Annotated in this window: 24 protein-coding genes and 1 pseudogene; 16 read left to right on the top strand and 9 right to left on the bottom strand. The window is 71.7% G+C overall.

What is annotated here, in order from left to right; genetic code table 11:
• Window positions 1-27: 27 nt before the first annotated feature.
• A pseudogene (locus BLW14_RS27695) lies at window positions 28-159 on the bottom strand (undecaprenyl-diphosphatase); the annotation flags it as partial.
• Between the two features lie 638 nt (window positions 160-797).
• Here BLW14_RS27695 and BLW14_RS27700 point away from each other — a divergent pair.
• The 5 genes from BLW14_RS27700 to BLW14_RS35780 all read left to right on the top strand — a co-directional run bounded on the left by BLW14_RS27700 (window position 798) and on the right by BLW14_RS35780 (window position 4,986).
• The gene (locus BLW14_RS27700; protein ID WP_093709860.1) at window positions 798-1,325 is read left to right on the top strand and encodes a MauE/DoxX family redox-associated membrane protein; all 528 of its coding nucleotides are present in this window, start codon (window positions 798-800) and stop codon (window positions 1,323-1,325) included.
• A 5-nt stretch (window positions 1,326-1,330) separates the two neighbouring features.
• Entirely contained in the window at window positions 1,331-1,870 is a 540-nt protein-coding gene (locus BLW14_RS27705; RefSeq protein WP_093709861.1) for a TlpA family protein disulfide reductase, read from the top strand.
• A gap of 199 nt (window positions 1,871-2,069) precedes the next feature.
• Window positions 2,070-2,273: a hypothetical protein gene (locus tag BLW14_RS27710; RefSeq protein WP_093709862.1), complete on the top strand. Its 204-nt coding sequence runs from the start codon at window positions 2,070-2,072 to the stop codon at window positions 2,271-2,273.
• A gap of 362 nt (window positions 2,274-2,635) precedes the next feature.
• Complete coding sequence (locus BLW14_RS27715; RefSeq protein WP_093709863.1) at window positions 2,636-4,498, top strand: ABC transporter ATP-binding protein; 1,863 nt, start codon at window positions 2,636-2,638, stop codon at window positions 4,496-4,498.
• Window positions 4,499-4,557: 59 nt separating this feature from the next.
• Window positions 4,558-4,986: a S26 family signal peptidase gene (locus tag BLW14_RS35780; protein ID WP_371128133.1), complete on the top strand. Its 429-nt coding sequence runs from the start codon at window positions 4,558-4,560 to the stop codon at window positions 4,984-4,986.
• A gap of 197 nt (window positions 4,987-5,183) precedes the next feature.
• Here BLW14_RS35780 and BLW14_RS27725 read toward each other — a convergent pair whose 3' ends face one another.
• Entirely contained in the window at window positions 5,184-6,056 is an 873-nt protein-coding gene (locus BLW14_RS27725; RefSeq protein WP_093709865.1) for an undecaprenyl-diphosphate phosphatase, read from the bottom strand.
• 186 nt (window positions 6,057-6,242) lie between these two features.
• A complete protein-coding gene (locus BLW14_RS27730) occupies window positions 6,243-6,953 on the bottom strand; it encodes a TVP38/TMEM64 family protein (RefSeq protein ID WP_093709866.1) in 711 nt (236 codons plus the stop codon).
• A gap of 137 nt (window positions 6,954-7,090) precedes the next feature.
• Here BLW14_RS27730 and BLW14_RS35315 point away from each other — a divergent pair, with 137 nt between their 5' ends.
• The 3 genes from BLW14_RS35315 to BLW14_RS27740 all read left to right on the top strand — a co-directional run bounded on the left by BLW14_RS35315 (window position 7,091) and on the right by BLW14_RS27740 (window position 9,400).
• Window positions 7,091-7,225, top strand: a complete 135-nt coding sequence (locus BLW14_RS35315) for a hypothetical protein (RefSeq protein ID WP_256332888.1) — start codon at window positions 7,091-7,093, stop codon at window positions 7,223-7,225.
• 91 nt (window positions 7,226-7,316) lie between these two features.
• A complete protein-coding gene (tuf, locus tag BLW14_RS27735; protein ID WP_093709867.1) occupies window positions 7,317-8,486 on the top strand; it encodes an elongation factor Tu in 1,170 nt (389 codons plus the stop codon).
• A gap of 68 nt (window positions 8,487-8,554) precedes the next feature.
• Window positions 8,555-9,400, top strand: coding sequence for a spermidine synthase (locus BLW14_RS27740; RefSeq protein ID WP_093709868.1), 846 nt, complete (start codon window positions 8,555-8,557; stop codon window positions 9,398-9,400).
• On the opposite strand, the gene BLW14_RS27745 is transcribed toward BLW14_RS27740, so the two are convergent.
• Window positions 9,362-10,675 (bottom strand): MFS transporter, encoded by a 1,314-nt coding sequence (locus BLW14_RS27745; RefSeq protein WP_093709869.1) that lies wholly within the window; start codon window positions 10,673-10,675, stop codon window positions 9,362-9,364. The two genes, BLW14_RS27740 and BLW14_RS27745, sit on opposite strands and share 39 nt — an antisense overlap.
• 54 nt (window positions 10,676-10,729) lie before the next feature.
• Entirely contained in the window at window positions 10,730-11,821 is a 1,092-nt protein-coding gene (locus BLW14_RS27750; protein ID WP_093709870.1) for a DUF8017 domain-containing protein, read from the bottom strand.
• Between the two features lie 155 nt (window positions 11,822-11,976).
• Here BLW14_RS27750 and BLW14_RS27755 point away from each other — a divergent pair, with 155 nt between their 5' ends.
• Complete coding sequence (locus BLW14_RS27755) at window positions 11,977-12,414, top strand: DUF4442 domain-containing protein (RefSeq protein ID WP_093709871.1); 438 nt, start codon at window positions 11,977-11,979, stop codon at window positions 12,412-12,414.
• Window positions 12,415-12,561: 147 nt separating this feature from the next.
• Window positions 12,562-13,224 (top strand): DedA family protein, encoded by a 663-nt coding sequence (locus tag BLW14_RS27760; protein WP_093709872.1) that lies wholly within the window; start codon window positions 12,562-12,564, stop codon window positions 13,222-13,224.
• Window positions 13,225-13,237: 13 nt separating this feature from the next.
• Here BLW14_RS27760 and BLW14_RS27765 read toward each other — a convergent pair whose 3' ends face one another.
• The gene (locus BLW14_RS27765) at window positions 13,238-13,768 is read right to left on the bottom strand and encodes a gamma carbonic anhydrase family protein (protein WP_093709873.1); all 531 of its coding nucleotides are present in this window, start codon (window positions 13,766-13,768) and stop codon (window positions 13,238-13,240) included.
• A 166-nt stretch (window positions 13,769-13,934) separates the two neighbouring features.
• Here BLW14_RS27765 and BLW14_RS27770 point away from each other — a divergent pair, with 166 nt between their 5' ends.
• Entirely contained in the window at window positions 13,935-14,672 is a 738-nt protein-coding gene (locus BLW14_RS27770; protein WP_093710861.1) for an acyltransferase, read from the top strand.
• A gap of 14 nt (window positions 14,673-14,686) precedes the next feature.
• On the opposite strand, the gene BLW14_RS27775 is transcribed toward BLW14_RS27770, so the two are convergent.
• Window positions 14,687-15,553 carry an EamA family transporter gene (locus tag BLW14_RS27775; RefSeq protein WP_093710862.1) on the bottom strand — a complete coding sequence of 289 codons (867 nt, stop codon included), beginning with the start codon at window positions 15,551-15,553 and terminating at the stop codon, window positions 14,687-14,689.
• 92 nt (window positions 15,554-15,645) lie between these two features.
• Between BLW14_RS27775 and BLW14_RS27780 the strand changes: the two genes are divergently transcribed.
• Window positions 15,646-16,218: a helix-turn-helix domain-containing protein gene (locus tag BLW14_RS27780; protein WP_093709874.1), complete on the top strand. Its 573-nt coding sequence runs from the start codon at window positions 15,646-15,648 to the stop codon at window positions 16,216-16,218.
• 43 nt (window positions 16,219-16,261) lie between these two features.
• A complete protein-coding gene (locus tag BLW14_RS27785; protein ID WP_093709875.1) occupies window positions 16,262-16,834 on the top strand; it encodes a YbaK/EbsC family protein in 573 nt (190 codons plus the stop codon).
• Here the strand turns inward: BLW14_RS27785 and BLW14_RS27790 are convergent.
• Complete coding sequence (locus BLW14_RS27790; protein WP_093710863.1) at window positions 16,831-17,238, bottom strand: CoA-binding protein; 408 nt, start codon at window positions 17,236-17,238, stop codon at window positions 16,831-16,833. The genes BLW14_RS27785 and BLW14_RS27790 overlap by 4 nt on opposite strands.
• 59 nt (window positions 17,239-17,297) lie before the next feature.
• Here BLW14_RS27790 and BLW14_RS27795 point away from each other — a divergent pair, with 59 nt between their 5' ends.
• The 3 genes from BLW14_RS27795 (at window position 17,298) to BLW14_RS27805 (ending at window position 22,240) form a co-directional block, all read left to right on the top strand.
• On the top strand, window positions 17,298-17,924 hold the full coding sequence (locus BLW14_RS27795; RefSeq protein ID WP_093709876.1) for a YigZ family protein: 627 nt from the start codon (window positions 17,298-17,300) through the stop codon (window positions 17,922-17,924).
• 114 nt (window positions 17,925-18,038) lie between these two features.
• Window positions 18,039-19,205, top strand: coding sequence for an exonuclease SbcCD subunit D (locus BLW14_RS27800; protein WP_093709877.1), 1,167 nt, complete (start codon window positions 18,039-18,041; stop codon window positions 19,203-19,205).
• Window positions 19,202-22,240 (top strand): AAA family ATPase, encoded by a 3,039-nt coding sequence (locus BLW14_RS27805; RefSeq protein ID WP_093709878.1) that lies wholly within the window; start codon window positions 19,202-19,204, stop codon window positions 22,238-22,240. Before BLW14_RS27800 ends, BLW14_RS27805 begins: the two co-directional genes overlap by 4 nt.
• Here the strand turns inward: BLW14_RS27805 and BLW14_RS27810 are convergent.
• Window positions 22,230-22,676: an Lrp/AsnC family transcriptional regulator gene (locus BLW14_RS27810; protein WP_093709879.1), complete on the bottom strand. Its 447-nt coding sequence runs from the start codon at window positions 22,674-22,676 to the stop codon at window positions 22,230-22,232. The genes BLW14_RS27805 and BLW14_RS27810 overlap by 11 nt on opposite strands.
• Window positions 22,677-22,703: the final 27 nt, after the last annotated feature.

The following is a 22,703-nucleotide window of genomic DNA, read 5'->3' on the forward strand; positions in this document are numbered from 1 at the left end:
GGGGGCGGCGCCGCGAAAGCGGGCGGCTCAGCCCGCCGACTCGCCCGCGTGCGGGCTCAGCGCACCGGCGCCGACGAGGATGAACAGCAGCACGCCCAGCACGATCCGGTAGATCACGAACGGCATGAAGCTCTTCGTCGTGATGAACCTCATGCACCAGTTCAAGTCGCAGTCTGAGCGGCTCTGACCTGCTGTTTCCACCACTCATCAAGATTGAATGGGAAGCAGTGGATGATGGCACCTTCCCGCGCTCTCGCTCGCCGGCCATGAAGCGACCTCGTGGCCCATTCGGGTCCCCACGGCGATGCGACTGAGCTTCTCCAACCTCACGCTGACGCGTGGTGAAGACGAGAACGGCCCGGAAGATCGTGGCAGCCCCGGACAGGGCGGGTGACGCCCACAGCAGCCGTCCGAGCGGATCGGCGAGTACCGCGGGCTTCGTCGCGGCGCAAAGCCGTCCAACTGACGAACAATGCCGTCGAATTGGAAACAGCTCAGTCAATCCGCTTGCCCGCTACCTCAAGAAGGGCTCAAGTCCATTGGGGGGCGACTTGACGGCGTGTAGGTTCACTTCGTCGCCTCCGCCGGCAAAAAAATCGGGTGGAACGGGCGACTTTCATTGCGCTTGAAATCAGGGAGGAATTGCCGTCATGTCGGTAACCGTGCCTGAGATCGACCTCGCCCAGGGGCGACGAGACGTTCCAATTCATGGTCATGGCGACCGGTGGTCGCGACTCCCGGGAGCCGCCGACCAGCGCCTTCCTCTCGTCCCATAAGAAGAGGAAGGCGCTCGCCCGGTGAATTACGTCATCGCGGGACTTCAGTTGTCCCTCCTCGGCACATTGCTGGTCTCCGGTATCGGGAAGATTCGCGCCCCAAGGGACTCCCGGGTCATGGTGGAGGAGGTGTTGGGGCGTACGGCTCCAGGGCTACGGCGGTATGCACCGATCGGTGCGGGTGCGCTGATCGGTGCGGAGCTGGTCACGGCGATCGCCCTGATGCCCGGACTCCCTTTCCGTGGCTTCGGGTTCGCCACCGCACTGCTTCTCTTCTCGGCCTTCACCGGGGTGGCCGTCCACTCGTCCCGGTCCCGATTGAAGATCGTCTGCGCCTGCTTCGGGCGGGCCGCCTTCCCTCTCGGTGTCCGGCACGCCGTACGCAACGCCCTGCTCACCGCGCTGGCAGCCGGCGGCCTCGCTCTCGTGCTCACGACGGGTTCCGGCACAGGAGAGGTCGCCGGCCTGGCTCTCGCCGCAGCCTTCGCCCTCATCTTCACCGTGGTCATCACCTTCCTCGATGACATCGTCTCTCTCGTATCGGAGTAGCAGAAATGGTCTTTGTCGTCGTGGGCCTGGTCCTCGTCGGTGCTCTCGGTCTGCTCAACCTGGCCCTCTCCATCGCCATCGTGCGCCGATTGCGACGCCAGGAGGAACAACGCCGGGCCATCGCCCCCGACGCGTCCTCCGGCCCGGAAGTGGGCACGGCCGTCCCTGCGTTCACAGCCCCCACCCTCGGCGGCAAGGTGTTCGCTTCGGCATCACTGGCGGGCGGCACCGCGGCCCTGTCGTTCATCACCACCAGCTGCGGCGCCTGCGATGAATTCGTCTCCGAAATGCCGCAGTTCGCCGCGAAGACCGGCCTGGACGACTCCCGAATCGTTGTCGTCATCGCCGGCGAACAGGGCAAGGCCCGTCAGATGGCCGACCACCTGGACGGCCTCGCCACGGTCGTCTACGAGGCGGCTCCCGGTGACATCTCGTCCCTCTACTCGATCACGGCGACACCGACCACCGTGATCACGGACGCCCACCAGAACGTCACCGCCACGCACACCGGCACGAAGCCGCATCTTCAGGAACTTCCGGCGTAGTCGACGCCGGTTGCACGCGATGAGGAAGACAGAGGAGATCGCCGACGGAGACCAGCCCCACTCCGCTCGACAGACTGGCAACGGAGACCCGGACAGGCGCCGCATGCGCTACTACGACGGCTCCAAGGGGGACAGCGTTCGGGCCTCCTACGGTCCGAACCTGTGAAGTGTTCCATTCGACAGAAGGCGAGATCGATACATGAACCTGTTCACCCGGCTCGGCAACACCATCCTCGACCGGCTGGCTCCCGAGACGTCGGCAGCGGCGTCCTCGCCGTGCACCATCGGCTGCAGTGGCTACATGAAGCAGACGAAGTGCGTCGGGGCCACGCTGTACGTCCGCTGCTGCAAGCTGTTCGACAACTGCACTCCCTGGTACAGCTGCGGCCCGCAGTGCGCCTGATCTGAAGCAGCCCGTGCTTCACCGGAGATCGGCCCCACTCCGCTCGGTATTGCGGGCACCGAAGGTGTTCCGCTCGACAGAAGGCGAGATCGACACATGAACCTGTTCACCCGGCTCGGCAACACCATCCTGGACCGGCTGGCACCGGAGACATCAGCGACCGCGGCCTGGTCAGCGTGTACCTCCTGCGGCGAATGGCTCGCGCGCTACGAGTCGAAGTGTGTAGGCGCAACTCTGTATGCCCGCTGCTGCTCGCACTACAACTGCAGCGAATGGTTCAGCTGCGGTCCTCAGTGCGCCTGATCTGAAACGGCCCCCCCTCCCGCCGATCCGTCGGCGGGAGCGAGGGCGGAGGGATTCCTATGACCACCGTCGGAGGCTGGCGGGAGTTCCTCTCCCGCACGGTCAGCATCGTCGCTCTCACCTGGCGCGCCAGTCCGTGCGCCTTCCTCGTCTATCTCTTCTCCACCCTCGTCCAGGGACTGATACCCGCCGGTATCGCGCTTCAGCTGAAGTGGCTCCTCAACCAGATCGGCCAGGACCCCGCTCAGTCCGATCCGGGCCGCCCCGGTCCCCTCGGCCTCGTCATCGGCATGGCTGTGCTGGGACTGCTCGCCGGTGTGCTGCCCCTGACGACCCAGTACGTACGCTCACGACTCACGCGCAGTATCGCGATGCGCGTACAGAACGACCTGTTCTCCTCGGTGAACAGGTTCGACGGCATCGAGCGGTTCGAGTCCCCCCGCTTTCTCGACAGCATCCAGCTCGCCCAGCAGTCGGCGATCGGGGCACCGGAGGCGATCACCCAGTCCCTCTTCGGGCTGATCCAGAACACGCTCTCCGTGTCCAGTCTCCTCACGGTGCTCTACTTCATTTCCCCGACGATGACGGTCCTGACGGTGGCGGCCGCCCTTCCCGCGCTGGCCATTCAGCTCCACCTCAGCAAGCAGCGCGCGAAGATGGTGTGGACGATCAGCCCACGCAACCGGCGCCAGATCTTCTACCAAAGCCTGATGACCAACGTCTCCGCCATCAAGGAGACCAAGCTCTTCGGGATCGGCCCGTTCCTCCTCGACCGGATGAACCGCGAGACCCGCGCCATGAACGCAGCCGAGGAGCGGGTGGACCGCAAGGCGCTCCTCACTCAGGCTCCCCTCGCGCTTCTCGGCGCCGTGATCGCCGGCGCCGGCATGATCTGGATAGTCGACGCCTCGACATCCGGCGCCTTCAACGCCGGCGACATCACCGCCTTCATCACTACGATCGGTGGCGTCCAGGCCTCGCTCACCGCCACCGTCTCCATGGTGACGAGCTACCACCATGCACTGGTTCTCTACGGGCACTACGTGGAGGTGACCACGACCGCCCACGACCTGCCGGCCGCGGGCACCTCCGGCACCACCCCCGCGCTGGCACAACGCATCACGTTCGACGACGTCTGGTTCCGCTACGGCGAGGACGGACCGTGGGTGCTCCGCGGCGTCAGCTTCACCATCGAGCAGGGAAGCTCCCTCGCCCTCGTCGGGCTCAACGGAGCTGGGAAATCAACCCTCGTCAAGCTGCTCCTGCGCCTCTACGACCCGGAGAAGGGCTCCATCCGCTGGGACGGCACGGATCTGCGCGACCTTGATCTCCAGACCCTGCGCGACCGGATCAGCGCAGTCTTCCAGGACTTCGTCCGCTACGACCTCTCCGCCGCGGAGAACATCGGCATCGGAGACGTACAGCGACTGAACGACCAGTCCCGTGTCGAGGCATCGGCGAAGGAGGCCGGCATCCACAACCACCTCATAGGCCTCCCTCGCGGCTACCACACCCTGCTCTCCCGCACGTTCCCCGACATGGACGGCGACCCCGACGCGGACTTCGCGGGCGTCACACTCTCCGGCGGACAGTGGCAACGTCTCGCCCTGGCGCGTGCCCTCATGCGGGTCGGCCGGAACCTCCTCGTCCTGGACGAGCCCAGTTCGGGCATGGATCCGGCGGCGGAGCAACAGCTGCACGACCAGCTGAAGGTCTACCGGGAGGGGGCCACGAGCCTCCTCATCTCCCACCGCCTCGGTGTCCTCCGCGACGCGGACCGCATCATCGTTCTGGAGGACGGTCGCATCACAGAGTCCGGCTCTCACGACGAACTCATGCGGATCGACGGGGAGTACGCGAGACTCTTCAACATCCAGGCGGCGAACTACGCTGTTACCGGTGAATCCGGGGCAACGCTGTGAATACACGCATCCGACCCTGGCACCTGCTCGGAGTCGTCCCTGTGTCGGCGGCTGCCGCCGTGTGGTGGATCAAGCGTACTTACGTAGCCGTCAACGTCGTCGGAAACAGCATGGAACCTACGCTCCGCCCCGGCGCCCGGGTCATCGTCCGCAGGGGGGCCGGGCGCCTGAAGGCCAATGACCTGGTCGTCATCGCCGAGCCCGACCCCATCACCGGCTGGCCGCAGATCGGTCGCCCCGCGCCGAGAAGTCTGGACGAGTCGCCGTGGAACATCAAGCGGGCGGTGGGAATGCCCGGTGACCCCATGCCCGTCGGATCGTCGCAGCGAGGCCCCGTCCCTCCCGGTCACATCGCCGTCAAGGGCGACAGCGTTTACAGCAGCGACTCGCGGCAGTTCGGACCGTGCCCTCGAGACCAGATCCTGGGGCGGGTGGTGCGTGTCCTCCGGACCCGAGCTCCGCACAATTCAGCGCGGCCAGAGGCTTGATTGCGGGCCCGAGCTGGGGAAACCTGCCCGGACATGCGGGGAAGGCGTCTCCCTGGGCGGGGGTATCGGTGCTGGTCAGCGGGGTGCCGGAAACGAAGCTTGGCCGGCTGCCGGCCCGCTCCACCCTTTGCGCGGAAGGGCCCGCACGGCCGTGCGGGCCCTTCCGCGCTGGATAGCGCTACCTGTGCGGCCCGGTTTCAGCCGCCGGACTCGCCCGCGTGCGGGCTCAGCGCGCCCGCGCCGACGAGGATGAACAGCAGCACGCCCAGCACGATCCGGTAGATCACGAACGGCATGAAGCTCTTCGTCGTGATGAACTTCATGAACCACGCGATGACCGCGTACCCCACCCCGAACGCGATCACGGTCGCGAAGATCGTCGGGCCCCAGGACACATGTCCCTCGCCCGCGTCCTTCAGCTCGAAGACGCCCGAGGCGAGCACCGCGGGGATCGCGAGCAGGAACGAGTAACGCGCCGCCGCCTCCCGGGTGTAGCCCATCAGCAGACCGCCGCTGATCGTGGCGCCGGAGCGCGAGACGCCAGGGACCAGGGCCATCGCCTGGCAGAAGCCGTAGATCAGGCCGTCCTTGACGCCCAGTTCGCGCAGGGTCTTGCGCTGCTTCCCGGCGCGGTGCCGGCCGCCCGACTCGTCGCGGGCCGCCAGCCGGTCCGCGACGCCGAGCACGATGCCCATGACGATCAGCGTGGTCGCGATCAGCCGCAGGTCGCGGAAGGGGCCCTCGATCTGGTCCTGGAACGCCAGGCCGAGCACGCCGATCGGGATGGAGCCGACGATGACCAGCCAGCCCATCTTCGCGTCGTGGTCACCGCGCATCGAACGGTCCGTCAGCGACCTGAACCACGCCGAGACGATCCGGGCGATGTCCTTGCGGAAGTAGATGAGGACCGCGGCCTCCGTGCCGATCTGGGTGATCGCGGTGAAGGCCGCACCCGGGTCCTGCCAGTCGGCGAACGCCGCGGTGAGCCGCAGGTGCGCGCTGGAGGAGATCGGCAGGAACTCGGTCAGTCCCTGGACGAGTCCGAGGACGAACGATTCGAACCAGCTCATGGGGCTTGGGCCATCCCGGAGTACTCGTGCACCGGCCACCGGCGTCGGACGCCGGCGCGTGCGGGTTGCGGTCGTGCGAGGACAGGGCCGCGCCGGGCCCGGTCTCGTCTGTCGGTCGCGGGCAGCGTATCGCCCCCGGGTGAACAGCCGACGACAGCCCCCGCGCGGCCCGGCCGGTCGCGGTCCTCAGGCGCCCAGGCTGTGCCGGCGCCGCCAGGCCACGACCGCAGCCCCGGCGCCCGTCAGGACGATGAACCCCATCGCGGCGAGGAACGCGGGCGAGGTCGGCGAGGACGCCTCGCTGCCCGCCACCACGTAGGCGGCCGTGTTCGGGATCGACCCCAGGCCCGTCGCCACCAGGAACGGCGGATAGCCCATGCGGGAGACGGCGGCGCAGTAGTTGGCGGCGGCGAACGGAACCCCGGGGAAGAGCCGCAGCGCCAGCATCGAGCGGAAGCCGTGCCGGCTCAGCTGCCCGTCCGCGGCCCGCAGCCAGCGCCCGCGCACCAGCGTGCGCAGCGCGTCCTGGCCCAGGACCCGGCCGAGCATGAACGAGATCCCCGCGCCCAGCACCGTACCGCCGAGCGCCGCCGCGAGACCGGCCTGCGTGCCGAACAGCGCGCCCGCAGCGAGGTTCAGCAGCGGGCGCGGCACGAACGCCACCGTGCAGACGCCGTACGCGAGTCCGAAGAAGAGCGCCGCCGTCGAGCCGCCGCTCAGCTGACCGAGTCTTCCGGAGGTCAGCAGCTGCTGCGGTTCGAGCAGCAGCATGGCCGTCGCGGCGGCCACCAGGACGGCGACGAGCAGTGAGAGCCGGGACCACGGCGAGAGCAGCACCCGCGTGCAGCGCACGGCGAGGCCGGGGGAGGGCCGGGTGTCGGGGACGACGTCGAGCATTCGGGGAGAGTAACCGACAAACGTGTGTGATCGCCGTAATGCGCCCCCGCCGGCCTCCGGGGATCCGGCGCCCAATCCCCGTACGGCCCGCCGTAATTCGCTCGACGGGCCGACAGGCCGTCGGGGATGATCGGGCCATGTTCCGGTACGCCCTCCTCGCAGCGCCGTCCGCAGTCGCGGACGCGCCGAAGGCTGCCGTGACCACCCTCGCAGCAGTTGTCGCCGCAGCGCTCACCGCTGCCGCAGCGCCCGTCGGCGGCGCCCGAAGCTGACCCTCCCCCGGCTGTCCGGCGGACCCCGCGAGGGGAGGGTCGGCCGGGCCCCGGGGTCCCACGTCAAGCTTCGCATCCCAAGGAATGAACCATGCCCAAGACGGCATACGTGCGCACCAAGCCGCACCTCAACATCGGCACCATGGGTCACGTCGACCACGGCAAGACCACCCTGACCGCCGCCATCACGAAGGTCCTCAGCGACCGCGGCACCGGCACCTTCGTCCCCTTCGACCGCATCGACCGCGCGCCCGAGGAGGCGCAGCGCGGCATCACCATCAACATCGCGCACGTCGAGTACGAGACCGGCACCCGGCACTACGCGCACGTCGACATGCCCGGCCACGCCGACTACATCAAGAACATGGTCACGGGCGCCGCCCAGCTCGACGGGGCGATCCTCGTCGTCTCCGCGCTGGACGGGATCATGCCGCAGACCGCCGAGCACGTGCTGCTCGCCCGCCAGGTGGGCGTCGATCACATCGTGGTCGCGCTCAACAAGGCGGACGCGGGTGACCCCGAGCTGACCGACCTGGTCGAGCTCGAGGTGCGCGAGCTGCTGTCCGCGCACGGCTACGGCGGCGACACGGTGCCCGTCGTACGGGTGTCGGGGCTGCGGGCGCTGGAGGGCGACCCACGCTGGACAGGGGCCGTGGAGGCGCTGCTCGACGCCGTCGACACCTATGTACCGTTGCCGGTGCGCTACACCGACGCGCCGTTCCTGCTCCCGGTGGAGACCGTCCTGACCATCACCGGCCGGGGCACGGTCGTCACCGGCGCCGTGGAACGCGGCACGGTCCGGGTGGGCGACCGGGTGACGGTGCTCGGCGCGGACACCGACACGGTCGTCACCGGCCTGGAGACCTTCGGGAAGCCGATGGAGTCGGCCGAGGCCGGTGACAACGTCGCGCTGCTGCTGCGCGGCGTCGAGCGCGACCGCGTGCGCCGCGGCCATGTCGTCGCGGCGCCGGGCAGCGTCACCCCCAGCCGGCGCTTCACCGCGCAGGTGTACGTCCTGTCGGGGCGCGAGGGAGGCCGCACCACCCCGGTCGCCACCGGCTACCGGCCGCAGTTCTACATCCGCACGGCCGACGTGGTCGGCGACGTGGACCTCGGCGGGGCGGGGATCGCGCGGCCCGGGGAGACGGTGACCATGACCGTCGAGCTGGGCCGTGACATCCCGCTGGAGCCGGGCCTCGGCTTCGCGATCCGCGAGGGCGGCCGCACGGTCGGCGCGGGCACGGTCACGGAGCTGCTCTGAGCCGTACGAGGAAGGTGGGCCCGCCGCCCCGGACACCCGGGGCGGCGGGCCCACCGCACAATGGGGGAGTGAACGAGTCGATACCCGTCATCCGCGACGTGGACCACGGCACCGCACGCCTCCTCCCCGACGTGGACCGGGAACGCGCCTGGCTGCTCACGGTCGACGGCGCGCCGCAGTCCTACGTCGACCTGGACGCGCCCGAGCACCTGGAGTTCGAGTACGTCAGGCGGCTCGGCCATGTCGTGGACTGCGCGGCGGAACCGGGCGAGCCGCTGGACGTCCTGCACCTGGGCGGCGGCGGCCTCACGCTGCCCCGCTACGTCGCCGCCACCCGTCCCGGCTCCCGGCAGCAGGTCGCGGACGCGGACCGCGGGCTGCTCGGCCTCGTCGCCGAGCACCTGCCGCTGCCCGACGACGCCGGCATCACCGTGCACGCGGCGGACGCCCGCGCGCGGCTGGAGGAGACGGCCCCCGGCTCGCTGGACCTGCTGATCGCTGACGTCTTCGGCGGTTCCCGGGTTCCCGCACACCTCACCACCGTGCCCTACGCCCGGGCCGCGGCGCGGGCGCTGCGGCCGGACGGGATCTATGCCGCCAACCTCGCGGACGGGCCGCCCTTCGGCTTCCTGCGCTCGCAACTGGCCACGTTCGCCGCCGTCTTCGGCGAGCTGGCGCTGATCGCTGAGCCGGGCGTGCTGCGCGGCCGACGCTTCGGCAACGTGGTCCTCGTCGCCTCCCGCGCCCCGTTCGACATACGGGCCCTGGCCCGCCGGTGCGCGGGGGACGCGTTCGCGGCGCGGGTGGAGCACGGGGAGGCGCTGGAGGCGTTCGTCAACGGGGCCCGGCCGGTCGGCGACGAGGACGCGGTCCCCTCACCCGAGCCGCCCGACGGCGCCTTCAGCCTCGGCTGAGGTGGGCGGGACGAGCGGGGCGGCGGCCACCTCGACCGAATCGGACCTGCGGGTCAGGTTGCGTACGTCCGGCACGAACAGCACCGCACCCGTGACCAGCACGACCAGGCCCGCGCACCCCCAGAGCGCCTGGCTGCGCCCGACCAGCGACTCGACCGGTCCGGCGAGCGCTGTGGCGACGGGCACCATGGCCACCGAGCCGAACCAGTCGTAGGCGGAGACGCGCGACAGCTTCTCCTCGGGGATCTCCTGGTGCATGGCCGTCATCCAGGAGACGCCGAACACCTCGATCGCCGTACCGCTGACGAACATCACCACGCAGAGCGAGGTCGCGGAGAGCGGCACGGCGAGCCCGGCCGACGGCAGGGCGAGCGGGAAGACGCAGAGCGTTCCGGCCAGCAGCAGCCGGCGCGGCTTCCACCGCATCATCAGCAGCGCCCCGGCCAGGTTGCCGACGCCGAAAGCGGCGAGCGCGAAGCCCCAGGGGCGTGCGCCGCCGAGCGAGTCCCGGGCGACCAGCGGGCCGTAGACCGCCTCGGCCGCTCCGACGGCGGCGACCACCACGGAGAACTGGGCGACGACGGCCCACAGCCACGGCCGGCCGGTGAACTCCTTCCAGCCGTCCCGCAGGTCGGCGAGCAGCCCGCCCCCCGGCTCGCGCTCCGGGATGTGGCTGACGTCGAGGAAGGCGCGCAGGGCCCCGGCGACCGCGAAGGCCGCGGCGTCCACGGCGAGCACCCAGCCCGGGTCCATCGCCGCGATCATCGCGCCGCCGAGGGCGGCACCACCGATCGCCGCCCCCTGCGTGGACATCCGGAACAGGGCGAAGGCGCGGCTCGCCTGCTCGCCGCTGACGCTCGACATCAGCATGCCCTCGGCGGCCGGGCTGAAGAAGGCCTGCCCGGTGCCGCACAGCGCGGTGAGCAGCATCATCTGCCACAGCTGGGGATCGCCGGCCAGGACCAGCAGGGCGAAGAGGCCCTGCGAGACGCAGTTGAGGGTGTTGGCCGCGACCATCACCCGGTGACGGGGCAGCCGGTCCGCGATCGCCCCGCCGATCAGCAGGAAGAGCACCAGCGGCACGGTCCTTGCGGCCGCGACGAGACCGACGTCACCGCCGCCGCCGCCCGCCTGCAGAACCGCGAACGCCGCCGCGATCAGCGCGCCGTGGGTACCCAGGGCGGTGATGATCGAGGCGGCGGTCAGCAGCCTGTAGTTGCGGCCCGCCGGGACGGGTCGGGTGGAGCGGGAGGCGGGGGCGGCTGCGTCGGTCACCTTGGGACTATCGCGGTCCCGCCCCCGCCCGCGCAAATGGGTTCCCGCAGCGGCTCAGGACTCGGAGTCGGTGTCGGTGATCGGCACGGTGCGCACCGTGCTCAGGATCTTCTGGATCGTCGCGTCGGGCAGTTCGTCGTCGACCCCGGTGACGGCGTACAGCACCCAGGACGAGAACTCGCCCTTGGTGTTCTTGAACGTGAAGGCGTACGTCTTGCCGTCAGTGGTGCACTTCGACTTCTTCTTGACGTTGGGCGCCGTCGCGGTGACCAGGCTCCCGGTGAGCCCCGACTTGGTGGTGTACTGCTTGGCCTTGCTGATCTTGATGGACTTCTTCGGCATGTGCTGCGCGAACGCGGCCCATGCCCAGGTGCCCGCCTCGTTCCGGGCGTTCACATCGGCGTCCTTGGCGCCCTGCGCGCCCCGGGTGCCGGCGCCGGCCAGGCTGTAGTTCTCCTCGGTGCCGTCCTTGTCGGAGTCCTCCGAGCACCACTTGTCCTTGAGGTCGGCGGGCCCGGTGAAGCCGATGAGCGGCGAACCGTCGCCCTTCTTGTCGTCCTCGAAGTACGTGAGCACGCTGGGGGGCGAGACCTTCCAGTCGCCGGGCACGTCGAACTGCGTGCCCCACTTCGGGTTGGTGACGACCTTCCAGCCCGCGATCTGCGGCTTGGCCTCGTCGTCGCCGCCGCGCGGGTTGGCCTCGGAGACGGACGGGGACGGCTTGGCGGGCGCGGACGACTTCTTGTCGTCGGCGACGTTCTTGGAGTCCTTGTCGTCGTCCTTGTTCAGCACGATGACGCCGGTGACCGCGGCGGCCACCACGACCGCGGTCGCGGCCACGATCGCCACGACCGTCGTCTTCTTCTTGTTGCCGTCGCCGCCGCCGGGCTGCGGAGCGCCGGGAGGCCCGGGCACCGCGTACTGCGGGGCCGTCGGCTGCTGGTACGGGTTGGGCTGTCCATAGCCCCCCTGCCCGCCCTGCTGCGGGTAGCCGTACCCGGGCTGCTGGCCCGACGGCTGGCCCTGCTGCTGATATCCCGGCTGCTGATAGGGATTCGGCTGCTGGTAACCCGGCTGCTGGTACGGGTTCTGATTCTGGTCCTGCGGGTTCTGCTCGCCCCCGGGCGGCTGCTGTCCTGGCCACATGGCCAGTAACGATAGAGGGGCCCAGCCCTGCGTGCTACGGCCGCCCCCGTGTGCGAACGGTGAAGAGCGGGCGGCCGCCGGGCGGGGAGTGGCCGCCGAGGCATGGCCAAAGTCTCCTACTCGTGAGTAACATCTCGCCCATGAGCGCTGAACAGATGACCGCGGGCGAGATGCTCGCAGCGACGGTCCCCATGGTCCGGACCCTCAACCTCGAATTCCTGGAGTCCACCGCCGAGCGAGCGGTGATCCGCATGCCGGACCAGGCCGATTACCACAACCACGTCGGTGGACCCCATGCCGGAGCCATGTTCACGCTGGCGGAATCGGCGAGCGGCGCGATAGTCATCGCCGCGTTCGGCGACCAGCTGGGCCGGGCCGTGCCGCTCGCGGTGAGCGCCGAGATCGGCTACAAGAAGCTGGCCATGGGCGAGGTCACCGCCACCGCCGTGCTCGGCCGCCCCGCCGCCGAGGTCGTCGCCGAACTCGACGCGGGCGAGCGCCCCGAGTTCCCGGTGACCGTGGAGATCCGGCGCGGAGACGGCGCCGTGACCGGCGAGATGACCGTGGTCTGGACCCTGCGCCCCAACTCCTGACCCGTGCGACCGAAGGGCCGCCCCGCGCCGGCCGGTGCCGGGCGGCCCTTCGCGCTGTCCGGCCCGGCGGTGCTGAGGGTAGGCTTCCCGCGGTGCGCCGAGGAGTTGTCCGGCGGGCGACAGGACATCACACGTAAGGAAACGGCGTTGCACATCCAGGAGTGGCTGGAGACCGTCCCCGCGATCAGCGTGTACGTCCTGGTGGGCGTCGTCATCGGGCTGGAGAGCCTGGGCATCCCGCTGCCCGGCGAGATCGTCCTGATCAGCGCCGCGCTGCTGGCCGCGAGCCACGACGGCATCAACCCCTGGATCCTGGGGGCCTGCGCCACCGCCGGGGCCGTGATCGGCGACTCGATCGGTTACGCCATCGGCCGCAAGGGCGGACGGCCGCTACTGGCCTGGCTGGGCGGAAAGTTCCCCAAGCACTTCGGCGAGAGCCAGATCGCCATGGCCGAGCGCTCCTTCCAGAAGTGGGGCATGTGGGCCGTCTTCTTCGGCCGCTTCGTCGCGCTGCTGCGCATCTTCGCGGGGCCGCTGGCCGGTGTGCTGCACATGCCGTACTGGAAATTCCTCGTCGCCAACGTGCTCGGCGGGATCGCCTGGGCGGGCGGCACCACCGCCGTCATCTACTCGGTGGGCGTTGTCGCCGAGGCCTGGCTGAAGCGTTTCTCCTACCTCGGCCTGGCCATCGCGGTCCTGATCGGCCTCGCCTCGATGCTCGTGCTCAAGAACCGCGCCAAGAAGGCCGCCGCCGCGCACTCCGAGGCGGCCGCCGAGCCGGAACCGGGGACCGTGCCGGTCGCCGACTGAGCGGGGCTCCTTCTCAGCCCTCGCAGGCTTCGCGGTGGGCCTTGGCCAGCTCCACGTACCCCACCGCGTTGAAGCGGACGCCCTCCAGCTCCTCCTCGGTCAGCTGCCGCTTCACCTTTGCCGGGACGCCCGCGACCAGGGAGCCCGGCGGCACGCGCATCCCCTGCGGGACCAGGGCCTGCGCCGCGACCAGCGAGCCCGCGCCGATGTGGGCGCCGTTGAGGACGGTGGCCCCCATGCCGATCAGCACGTCGTCCTCGATGGTGCAGCCGTGCAGGACCGCGTTGTGCCCGACCGAGACGCGTTCGCCGACCCTCACCTCGAAGCCCGGGTCGACGTGGACGCTGCAGTTGTCCTGGATGTTGGAGTCCGCGCCGATGACGATCGGGCCGCAGTCCGCGCGCAGCACCGCCTGGTACCAGAGGCTGGAGCCCGCCGCCATGGTGACGTCGCCGATCGCGACGGAGGTCGGCGCGGTGAACGCGTCCGCGTCGATGGAGGGCTCCTTGCCGCCCATGCCCATGATCAGCGCCTGCTCCGCCATCGCGCGTTCCTCCGTGCTCCGGTGCCGTGGGTCGCGGGGGCCACGGTGACAGCCGGCCGTCCGCCGGGGAAACCGTATGCGACGCACCGTCGCCCCGGGACCGTTGGGGTGAAGATCACAGGCCGGGGCCGCCGCCCCTCCCATGGGCGCGGACTACCGTGAGCGCGTGCCCAAGAACCGAGACGCGTTCTCCTCCCTGACCGCTTGGCGGCGGCGCGTCCTGTCCGGGGCCGTCCACCGCTGCTGGCGCTGGGCGCGGGAGGCGGGCGCGGTCACCGCCGAGCACCCCGGGGGGCTGCGGTTCGCCCGGATCGGCGAGGGCACCCGGCTGGCGTTCCCGCAGGGCACGGTCTTCGGAGAGCCCTGGATCGAACTGGGCGGCCACTGCATCATCGGCGAGCAGGTGACGCTGACGGCGGGACTCATGCCGGACCTGGACCTCGGCCCCGAGCCGATCCTCACCCTGGGCGACGGGGTCGTGCTCGGCCGCGGCAGCCACGTCGTCGCCGACACCACGGTGACGATCGGCTCGGACACGTACTGCGGTCCGTACGTCTACATCACCTCGACCAACCACAGCTACGACGACCCGCACGAGCCGGTCGGCAAGCAGTGGCCCCGGATGCAGCCCGTGTCCATCGGCCCGGGCTGCTGGATCGGCACCGGCGCGGTGATCCTGCCCGGCGCACGCCTCGGCCGCAACGTGGTCGTCGCCGCCGGCGCGGTCGTCCGCGGCGAGGTCCCCGACCGCGCGGTCGTGGCCGGCGCGCCCGCCCGGGTCGTACGCAGCTGGCACCCCGACAAGGGCTGGCAGCCGCCCCTGCGCACACCGGCCCCGGTGCCGATTCCCGCGGGCGTCACCCCGGAACAGCTGCTGGCCGTCGCGGAGCTCGAAGAGAGCTGACCCGGCCCGCGCGCTCACCCGGTCGCCAGCAGCACCGTGCCCACCAGTGCGAGCCCGGCGCCCGCCGCCTGCACGCCCCGCAGCCGCTCCCTGAGGAAGCCGCGCGCCGCGAGGGCGGTCACCACCGGGTAGAGCGAGGCCAGCACGGCGGCCACGGTGATCGGGCCGTGCTGTGCGGCCATCGCGTACGTGCCGTTGGCCGCCACGTCCGCGAGCCCGACGAACGCCAGCGCCGGAAGAGCCGCCCGCACCGCCTCCGCGCCACCGTCCTCGGGCAGCGCCCGGCCGCCGCGCCGCACCGAGACGTACAGGGCGCCGCCGCCCACCGCGATATTCGTGAGTCGCTGCACGAACAGGGCCAGGAACAGCCCGGTCACCGTCGTCGACGCCTCGGCGATCAGCGTCATCACGGTCCCGAAGCCGAAAGCCGCCGCCATCGTCAGCAGGATCGCCCGCCGTTGCACCGGCGCTCCGCGCAGCTGCGGGCCGCCCGCCATCACGATGCCGGCGACGGCGACCGCGACCCCGGCGCCCTGGAGGAGGTCCGGGCGCTCCCCGGCGATCAGTCCGATGCCCACCGGCACGGCGACGCCGAGCGAACCGAGCGGCGAGACCACGCCCATCGGCCCGAGGGCGAGCGCCTTGTAGAAGCAGAGCATCGCCATCGGCCCCACGACCCCCGCCCCGACCGCGAACCAGAGCCGGGGGCTTGCCTCGCTCCAGCCGCCGGTGGCGGTCACGATCACCCCCAGCACCGTCGCCGCGATGATCTGCGAGACCACGACCACCGTGAGGGCGGGCGTGCGCCGGGTCAGCAGGCCGCCCCCGAAGTCGGCCAGTCCCCACAGGAGGCTCGTGGCCAGGGCGAACAACGCGGTCATCGGTGCCTCGCAGTACAGTTCGGCGAACGGGTGGGTACACCACACCGTAGTACAGGATGCTCGACGAGTTCATACAAAATATTGGACGGAACGTGACTGACCTCGATCAGCTGACCCAGTCCCTCGCGCGCAACCTCAAGCGCTGGCGCGGGGAGCGAGGCTTCACCCTGGACCAGTTGGCGGCCCGTGCCGGAGTCAGCCGCGGCATGATCATCCAGATCGAGCAGGCCCGCACCAACCCCAGTGTCGGCACCACGGTCAAGCTGGCCGACGCGCTCGGCGTCAGCATCACCACGCTCCTGGACTACGAACAGGGCTCCCCGGTCCGCCTGGTCCCCGCCGACCAGGCCGTACGCCTGTGGTCCAACGATGCGGGCAGCGCCACCAAGCTGCTGGTCGGCACGGAGGCCCGAGGCCCCCTCGAACTCTGGTCCTGGCGGCTGATGCCCGGCGACGGCAGCCGGTCCGACCCGCACCCGGAGGGCACGGTCGAACTGCTCCACGTCACCGCCGGCGCCCTCACGCTCGTCGTCGACGACATCTCGTACGCCGTCCCCGCCGGCACCTCCGCCACCTTCGAGGCGCACCACCCGCACGCCTACCGCAACGAGGGCGCCGAACCGGTCGAACTCACCATGGCCGTAAGCATTCCGCCCGTCAGATGAGACGCCGCACACCCCCGCGTACGGTGCTGTTAGCGTGACGCGCATGCGCGCACCCATCGGCTCCTTCGAGGACGCCCGCCCCGCCGTCGACCGTCAGGACCTGCTCACCGCACCGGTGGCCGAGGCGGTGCGCACCGGCTGGGGAGGCATCACCCCCGACCAGGTCCTGCACGTGGACACCGACCCGGAGATCGCCGACACCGCGGCCTTCGTCGCCCACCACGGAGCCGACCTGCTGAACCACTCGGCGAACTGCGTGGTCCTCTCCGGCAAGCGCGGCGGCGAGGCCACGCTCGGCGCCTGCGTCGTGCTGTCCCACTCCCGCGTGGACGTGAACGGCGTCGCCCGCAAGCACCTCGGCCTGCGCAAGGCGCGCTTCGCCTCGATGGACACGGCAGTCGGCGAGACCGGCATGGAGTACGGCGGCATCACGCCCGTCGGCCTGCCGGCCGCCTGGCCGCTGCTCATCGACTCCGCCGTCGTGGACGAGGAGTGGGTGCTGATCGGCAGCGGTTCACGCCGCGGCAAGCTGATCCTCACCGGCAAGGCGCTGGCCGCACTCCCGGGCGCGGTGGTGCTGGAGGGCCTGGGCGTACGCGCGCCGGAAGCCGCCTAGCCGAGCCGCGGGATCTCGATGGCCGGGCAGCGGTCCATCACCATGTCCAGCCCGGCCGCCCGGGTGCGCTCGTACGCCTCCTCGTCGACCACGCCGAGCTGGAACCAGACGGCCTTCGCCCCCGCGGCGACCGCCTCGTCGGCCACCGCACCGGCCAGGTCGCTGTTGACGAAGACATCCACCACGTCCACCGGGAACGGTATGTCCGCCAGCGAGGCGTACCCCTCCTCGCCGTGCACCCGTTCCGCCTTCGGATGCACCGGGACCACGCGCTTGCCGAAGCGCTGTAGCACCTCGGCGACCCCGTAGGCCGCGCGGCTGCGGTTGTCGGACAGCCCCACCACGGCCCAGGTGTCGCCGCTGTCTTCCAGAATCCTGCGGATCGTCTCCGTGTCTGCGTACATGATCCGCACAACCTGCGGCCCGCTCCGGCCATTCCCGCAGGTGCGCATAGGGTGGCGGGATGCAGGAGCAGTACCGGACCGTCGCCCGCGCGGGCGTCCACGAGAGCGAGATCAACCGGTCCCGCTTCCTCTGCGCGCTCGCCCCCGCGGCCACCGAGGAGGAGGCGCAGGAGTTCGTCGCCCGCGTCCGCAGGGAACACCCGACGGCCACGCACAACTGCTACGCGTACGTGATCGGCGCCGACGCCTCCGTACAGAAGGCCAGTGACGACGGCGAGCCCGGCGGCACCGCCGGAGTCCCCATGCTCCAGATGCTGACGCGCCGCGAGGTCTGCTACGTCGTCGCCGTCGTCACCCGCTACTACGGAGGTGTGAAGCTGGGCGCCGGCGGACTGATCCGGGCGTACGGGGGAGTGGTCGGCGAGGCCCTCGACGCCCTCGGCACCCGCACCCGCCGCCGCTTCCGGCTCGCCACCGTCACGGTCGGCCACCAGCGGGCGGGCAGGCTGGAGAACGAACTGCGGGCCACCGGACGGACCGTGCGCGAGGTCCGGTACGCGGCCGAGGTGACGATCGAGATCGCGCTGCCCGACGCCGACGTCGAGGAGTTCCGCCGCTGGCTGGCCGACGCCACGGCGGGCGAGGCGCGGGTGGAACTGGGCGGTGAGGCGTACGACGACGCGTGACGCGGGTGTCCGGAAGGTCCTTCGCGGACGTGCCCCGGGCCCCCGGCGTGATGGGACACTGTGGGACGTGAGGGCACAGGGGCGGAGGAAGCGCATGCGGACCGGAGCCGGGTCTTGAGGATTCTGCACACATCGGACTGGCACCTGGGCCGGTCGTTCCACCGGGTCCCCCTGCTCGACGCGCAGGCCGCCTACCTCGACCACCTGGTGGCGGCCGTCCACGATTACGAGGCCGACGCCGTCGTCGTGGCGGGTGACGTGTACGACAGGGCGGTGCCCCCGCTCAGCGCCGTGCGCCTCTTCGACGACGTCCTGCACCGGCTCGCCGACGCCGGAGTGCCCACGGTGATGATCTCCGGCAATCACGACTCGGCCCGCCGGCTCGGCGTCGGCGCCGGGCTCATCGGCCGGGCGGGCATCCATCTGCGGACCGACCCCGAGCACTGCGCCACCCCCGTCGTGCTCCCCGACGCACACGGCGACGTCGCGTTCTACGGGCTCCCGTACCTGGAACCCGCCCTGGTCAAGGACACCTTCAAGGCCGAGCGCGCCGGGCACGAGGCCGTACTGACCGCCGCCATGGACCGAGTCCGCGCCGACCTCGCCGGACGCCCCGATTCCACCCGGTCCGTCGTCCTCGCCCACGCCTTCGTCGCCGGCGGCGAGCCCAGCGACAGCGAACGCGACATCACCGTCGGCGGCGTCGCCGCGGTCCCGGCCGGCGTCTTCGACGGCGTCGACTACGTGGCCCTCGGCCACCTCCACGGCAGCCAGGCCGTCACCGACCGCGTCCGCTACTCGGGCTCACCGCTCGCGTACTCCTTCTCCGAGGCCACCCACCGCAAGACCATGTGGCTCATCGACCTGGACGCCTCGGGCGCCGTCACCGGCGAACGCGTCGACTGCCCGGTGCCGCGCCGCCTCGCCCGGCTGCGCGGCCGGCTCGACGACCTCCTCGACGACCCCGCGCTCGACCGCCACGAGGAAGCCTGGGTCGAGGCCACCCTCACCGACCCGGTCCGCCCCGCCGACCCCATGGCCCGGCTCACCGAACGCTTCCCGCACACCCTCAGCCTCGTATTCGAACCGGAGCGGGCACCCGACGACCCGGACGTCTCGTACGCCCGCCGGCTGCGCGGCCGCGACGACCAGAGCATCGCGGAGGACTTCGTGGCCCACGTACGCGGCGGCTCCGGGACCGACGAGCACGAACGGGCGGTGCTGCGCGGCGCCTTCGACCACGTACGCGTCGACGACGGCGTCCGCGAGGTGAACCGATGAGGCTCCACACCCTGCGCGTCACCGCGTTCGGCCCCTTCGGCGCCACCCAGGAAATCGACTTCGACGTCCTCTCCGCCGCCGGCCTCTTCCTGCTGCACGGACCGACCGGAGCCGGGAAGACCTCCGTCCTGGACGCCGTCTGCTACGCCCTGTACGGGGCGGTCCCCGGCGCCCGGCAGAGCCCCGGCACCTCGCTGCGCAGCGACCACGCTCCGGTGGACCTGCCGACCGAGGTCCAGCTGGACCTCACCGTCGGCGGACGCCGCCTGGAGATCACCCGGCGCCCGGCCCAGCCCCGCCCCAAGAAGCGCGGCGGCGGCCACACCACGGAGAAGGCCCAGACCTGGCTGCGCGAGTACGACCCGGAGGGCGGCTGGCGGGGGCTCAGCAAGTCGCACCAGGAGATCGGCGAGGAGATCACCCAGCTCGTCGGCATGAGCCGCGAGCAGTTCTGCCAGGTGGTCCTCCTGCCGCAGGGCGACTTCGCGCGCTTCCTGCGCGCCGACGCCGAAGCGCGCGGCCGGCTCCTCGGCCGCCTCTTCGACACCCGGCGCTTCGCGGCCGTCGAGGAACGCCTCGCCGAACTGCGCCGCACGGCCGAGGCGCAGGTCAAGGCCGGTGACGACCAGATCCTCGCCCTCGCCCAGCGCATCGCCCAGGCGGCCGGCCCCGCCGCCCGCGAGTGCCCGATGCCCGACGTCCAGCCCGGCGACCCCGGCCTCGCGGACGCGGTCCTCGACTGGGCCGCGACCGCCCGCAGCGGCGCCCGCGAACGGCTCGACATCGCCGCCTCCGTCCTGGCCACGGCGGAACACCGCCACGCCGCGGCCCGCCGCGTCCTGGACGACGAACGGGAACTCGCCGCTCTCCAGGAGCGGTACGCCGAGACCCGGCGCCGCGCCGACACCGTGGAGGCCGGCCGCGCCGCACACGAGGAGGCGCGCGAACGCCTCGCGCGCGCCCGCAAGGCGGACCTCGTCGGCCCGGCGCTCGACCTGCGCGAGGAGGCGGAGCGAGCGCACCGGCGGGCGAGTGAGGCCCGGGGCCGCGCCCGGGCACGGCTGCCCGAGACCCTGGCCGACGCGGGCGCCGAACAGCTCGCCGCCCTGGAGCACCGGCTCCGCGAGGAACTGGGCGGTCTCGAATCCGCGCGCCGGGCCGAGCAGCGCAGCGCCGAGATCGACGACGAACGCGCCGCCCTGGAGCGGCAGGCCCGCGCCGACGACGAACTCGTCCGCGACTCCGAGAGCTGGCTCGCAGGATGGGAGACCGCCCGCCGAGACCTCCAGGCCCGCCTCGACGCGGCGCTGGAAGCCGCGACCCGTACCGAACTGCTGGCCCGCCGCCTCGACCCGGCCCGCCGCCGCCTCGACGCGGCCCGCCGCCGGGACGCCCTGGCCGTCGACGTGACGGCCGCGGAGCAGCGGCTCGCCGACACCCGCGAACACGCCGTCTCCGCCCACGAACGCTGGCTCGACCTGCGGGAGCGCCGACTGCGCGACATCGCGGCCGAACTCGCCGGACAGCTCGCCGCCGGTGAACCCTGCGCGGTCTGCGGCGCGCCGGACCACCCGGCCCCGGCACGCCCCTCCGACGGCCACGTCGACCGGGCGACGGAGGAAGCGGCCGAACGCACCCACCGCGCGGCGGAGGAGGCCCGGGCGGAGGCGGACCAGGCCCTCGCGCTCGTCCGCGAACGCCACGCGAGGGCCGGCGCGGAGGCGGAGGGGACCGACGACGACAAGAGCGGCACCGCTCCCACCGTCGCCGCGCTCGCCGCCCTCGTGGACACCCTCTCCGGTGAGCACGCCGAGGCCTACCGCACCGCCGCGGGGGCGCATGCCGCCCGGGAGGCCCTGGCCGCCGCCGAGCGGGAGCAGCGGCGGCGCTCCGAGGAGCGGCAGCGGGCCGATCAGCGCGCCGCCGCACGCACCTCGCGGCGCGAGTCGCTGGACGGCGAACGGGCCTCGCTCGACGAGGTGCTGGACCGGGCGCGCGGCGGTTACGCCGGTGTCGCCGAGCACGCCGCAGTCCTTCAGCGACGGATCGCCCTGCTCGTCGAGGCGGCGGGCGCGGTGCGCGAGGAGGAGGCCGCGGCGGACCGGCTGAAGGAGGCCGACGACCGGCTCGCGGACGCCGCGTTCCGGGCCGGGTTCGAGACCCCGGAGGCAGCCGCCGCGACGCTGCTCGACGACGCGGGGCAGCGCACGCTCCAGCACCGGATCGACGCCTGGCAGGCCGAGGCCGCCGCGGTCGCGGACCGGCTCGCCGAGACCGCGGCCCGGGACGCCGCCGACCGACCGCCCGCCGCGCCGGACACGGCCCGGGAGGCGTTCGACCGGGCCGAGCGCGCGCTCCGGGAGGCAGCCGCCGGACTCGACGCCGCCCGGGAGCGCTGCGCCGAACTCGGCAGGCTCTCGCGCCGAGCGGCGGACGAGGTGCGCGGGCTGGGTCCGGTGCGCGAGGAGTACGAACGCGTCGCCCGGCTCGCCGGGCTCACCGCGGGCACCTCGGCGGACAACGCGCGCAAGATGCGGCTGGAGGCGTACGTGCTCGCGGCCAGGCTGGAGCAGGTCGCGGCGGCGGCCACCGCCCGCTTGCAGCGCATGTCCTCCGGCCGCTACCAGCTCGTCCACTCCGACGCCCGCACCGGAGGCCGCCGGGCGGGGCTCGGCCTGCACGTCATCGACGCCTGGACCGGCCGTGAGCGAGACACCGCCACGCTCTCCGGCGGCGAGACGTTCTTCGCCTCGCTCGCCCTGGCGCTCGGCCTCGCCGACGTCGTGACCGACGAGGCCGGAGGCGTACGGCTGGACACGCTGTTCATCGACGAGGGGTTCGGCAGCCTCGACGACCAGACGCTCGACGAGGTACTCGACGTGCTCGACTCGTTGCGCGAGCGGGACCGCAGCGTCGGCATCGTCAGCCATGTCGCGGACCTGCGCCGCCGTATCCCCATCCAGCTGGAGGTGGTGAAGGAGCGGCACGGGTCCGCGGTGCGGCTCCGCGCCGGGGCGGACGGGCTCAGCGACTGATCGGCCGTCCCGGCAGCGGCGAGGAGTAGACGACGCTGGTGGTGACGGACCCGAGCGCGCCGATCTTCCCGGAAACGGTCTCCAGATGACTCATGGAGCGCGCCGTCACCTTCAGCACGAAGCAGTCGTCACCGGTGACGTGATGGGCCTCCACGATCTCCGGCGTGGTGTCGAGCAGGTCGTGGAACGGCTTGTAGTTGCCGTTCGGATACCGCAGGCGTACGAAAGCGAGGATCGGCAGCCCGAGCCGTTCCGGATCGACCACGGCCGCGTACCCGCTGATGATCCCGGCCTCCTCCAGCCGGCGGACCCGCTCGGTCACGGCGCTCGGCGACATGGCCACCGCCCGCGCGAGCTCCGCGAACGAGGCGCGGCCCTCGCGCTGCAGCACATCGAGAATGCGCCAGTCGGTGGCGTCCGGGGAATAGTCGCTCATAGGGACAGAGAACCGGGGAATCCCCGG

This window comes from Streptomyces sp. 2131.1 (assembly GCF_900105515.1).
GTDB classification, from domain to species: Bacteria; Actinomycetota; Actinomycetes; order Streptomycetales; family Streptomycetaceae; genus Streptomyces; species Streptomyces drozdowiczii.

Coding starts and splice junctions, on each gene's coding strand:
- BLW14_RS27785 (WP_093709875.1), top strand. CDS start 16,262: ATGCGCGCACCCATCGGCTCCTTCGAGGACGCCCGCCCCGCCGTCGAC.
- BLW14_RS27795 (WP_093709876.1), top strand. CDS start 17,298: ATGCAGGAGCAGTACCGGACCGTCGCCCGCGCGGGCGTCCACGAGAGC.
- BLW14_RS27725 (WP_093709865.1), bottom strand. CDS start 6,056: ATGAGCTGGTTCGAATCGTTCGTCCTCGGACTCGTCCAGGGACTGACC.
- BLW14_RS35315 (WP_256332888.1), top strand. CDS start 7,091: ATGTTCCGGTACGCCCTCCTCGCAGCGCCGTCCGCAGTCGCGGACGCG.
- BLW14_RS27710 (WP_093709862.1), top strand. CDS start 2,070: ATGAACCTGTTCACCCGGCTCGGCAACACCATCCTCGACCGGCTGGCT.
- tuf (WP_093709867.1), top strand. CDS start 7,317: ATGCCCAAGACGGCATACGTGCGCACCAAGCCGCACCTCAACATCGGC.
- BLW14_RS27805 (WP_093709878.1), top strand. CDS start 19,202: ATGAGGCTCCACACCCTGCGCGTCACCGCGTTCGGCCCCTTCGGCGCC.
- BLW14_RS27810 (WP_093709879.1), bottom strand. CDS start 22,676: ATGAGCGACTATTCCCCGGACGCCACCGACTGGCGCATTCTCGATGTG.
- BLW14_RS27775 (WP_093710862.1), bottom strand. CDS start 15,553: ATGACCGCGTTGTTCGCCCTGGCCACGAGCCTCCTGTGGGGACTGGCC.
- BLW14_RS27765 (WP_093709873.1), bottom strand. CDS start 13,768: ATGGCGGAGCAGGCGCTGATCATGGGCATGGGCGGCAAGGAGCCCTCC.
- BLW14_RS27790 (WP_093710863.1), bottom strand. CDS start 17,238: ATGTACGCAGACACGGAGACGATCCGCAGGATTCTGGAAGACAGCGGC.
- BLW14_RS27750 (WP_093709870.1), bottom strand. CDS start 11,821: ATGTGGCCAGGACAGCAGCCGCCCGGGGGCGAGCAGAACCCGCAGGAC.
- BLW14_RS27730 (WP_093709866.1), bottom strand. CDS start 6,953: ATGCTCGACGTCGTCCCCGACACCCGGCCCTCCCCCGGCCTCGCCGTG.
- BLW14_RS27705 (WP_093709861.1), top strand. CDS start 1,331: ATGGTCTTTGTCGTCGTGGGCCTGGTCCTCGTCGGTGCTCTCGGTCTG.
- BLW14_RS27755 (WP_093709871.1), top strand. CDS start 11,977: ATGACCGCGGGCGAGATGCTCGCAGCGACGGTCCCCATGGTCCGGACC.
- BLW14_RS27715 (WP_093709863.1), top strand. CDS start 2,636: ATGACCACCGTCGGAGGCTGGCGGGAGTTCCTCTCCCGCACGGTCAGC.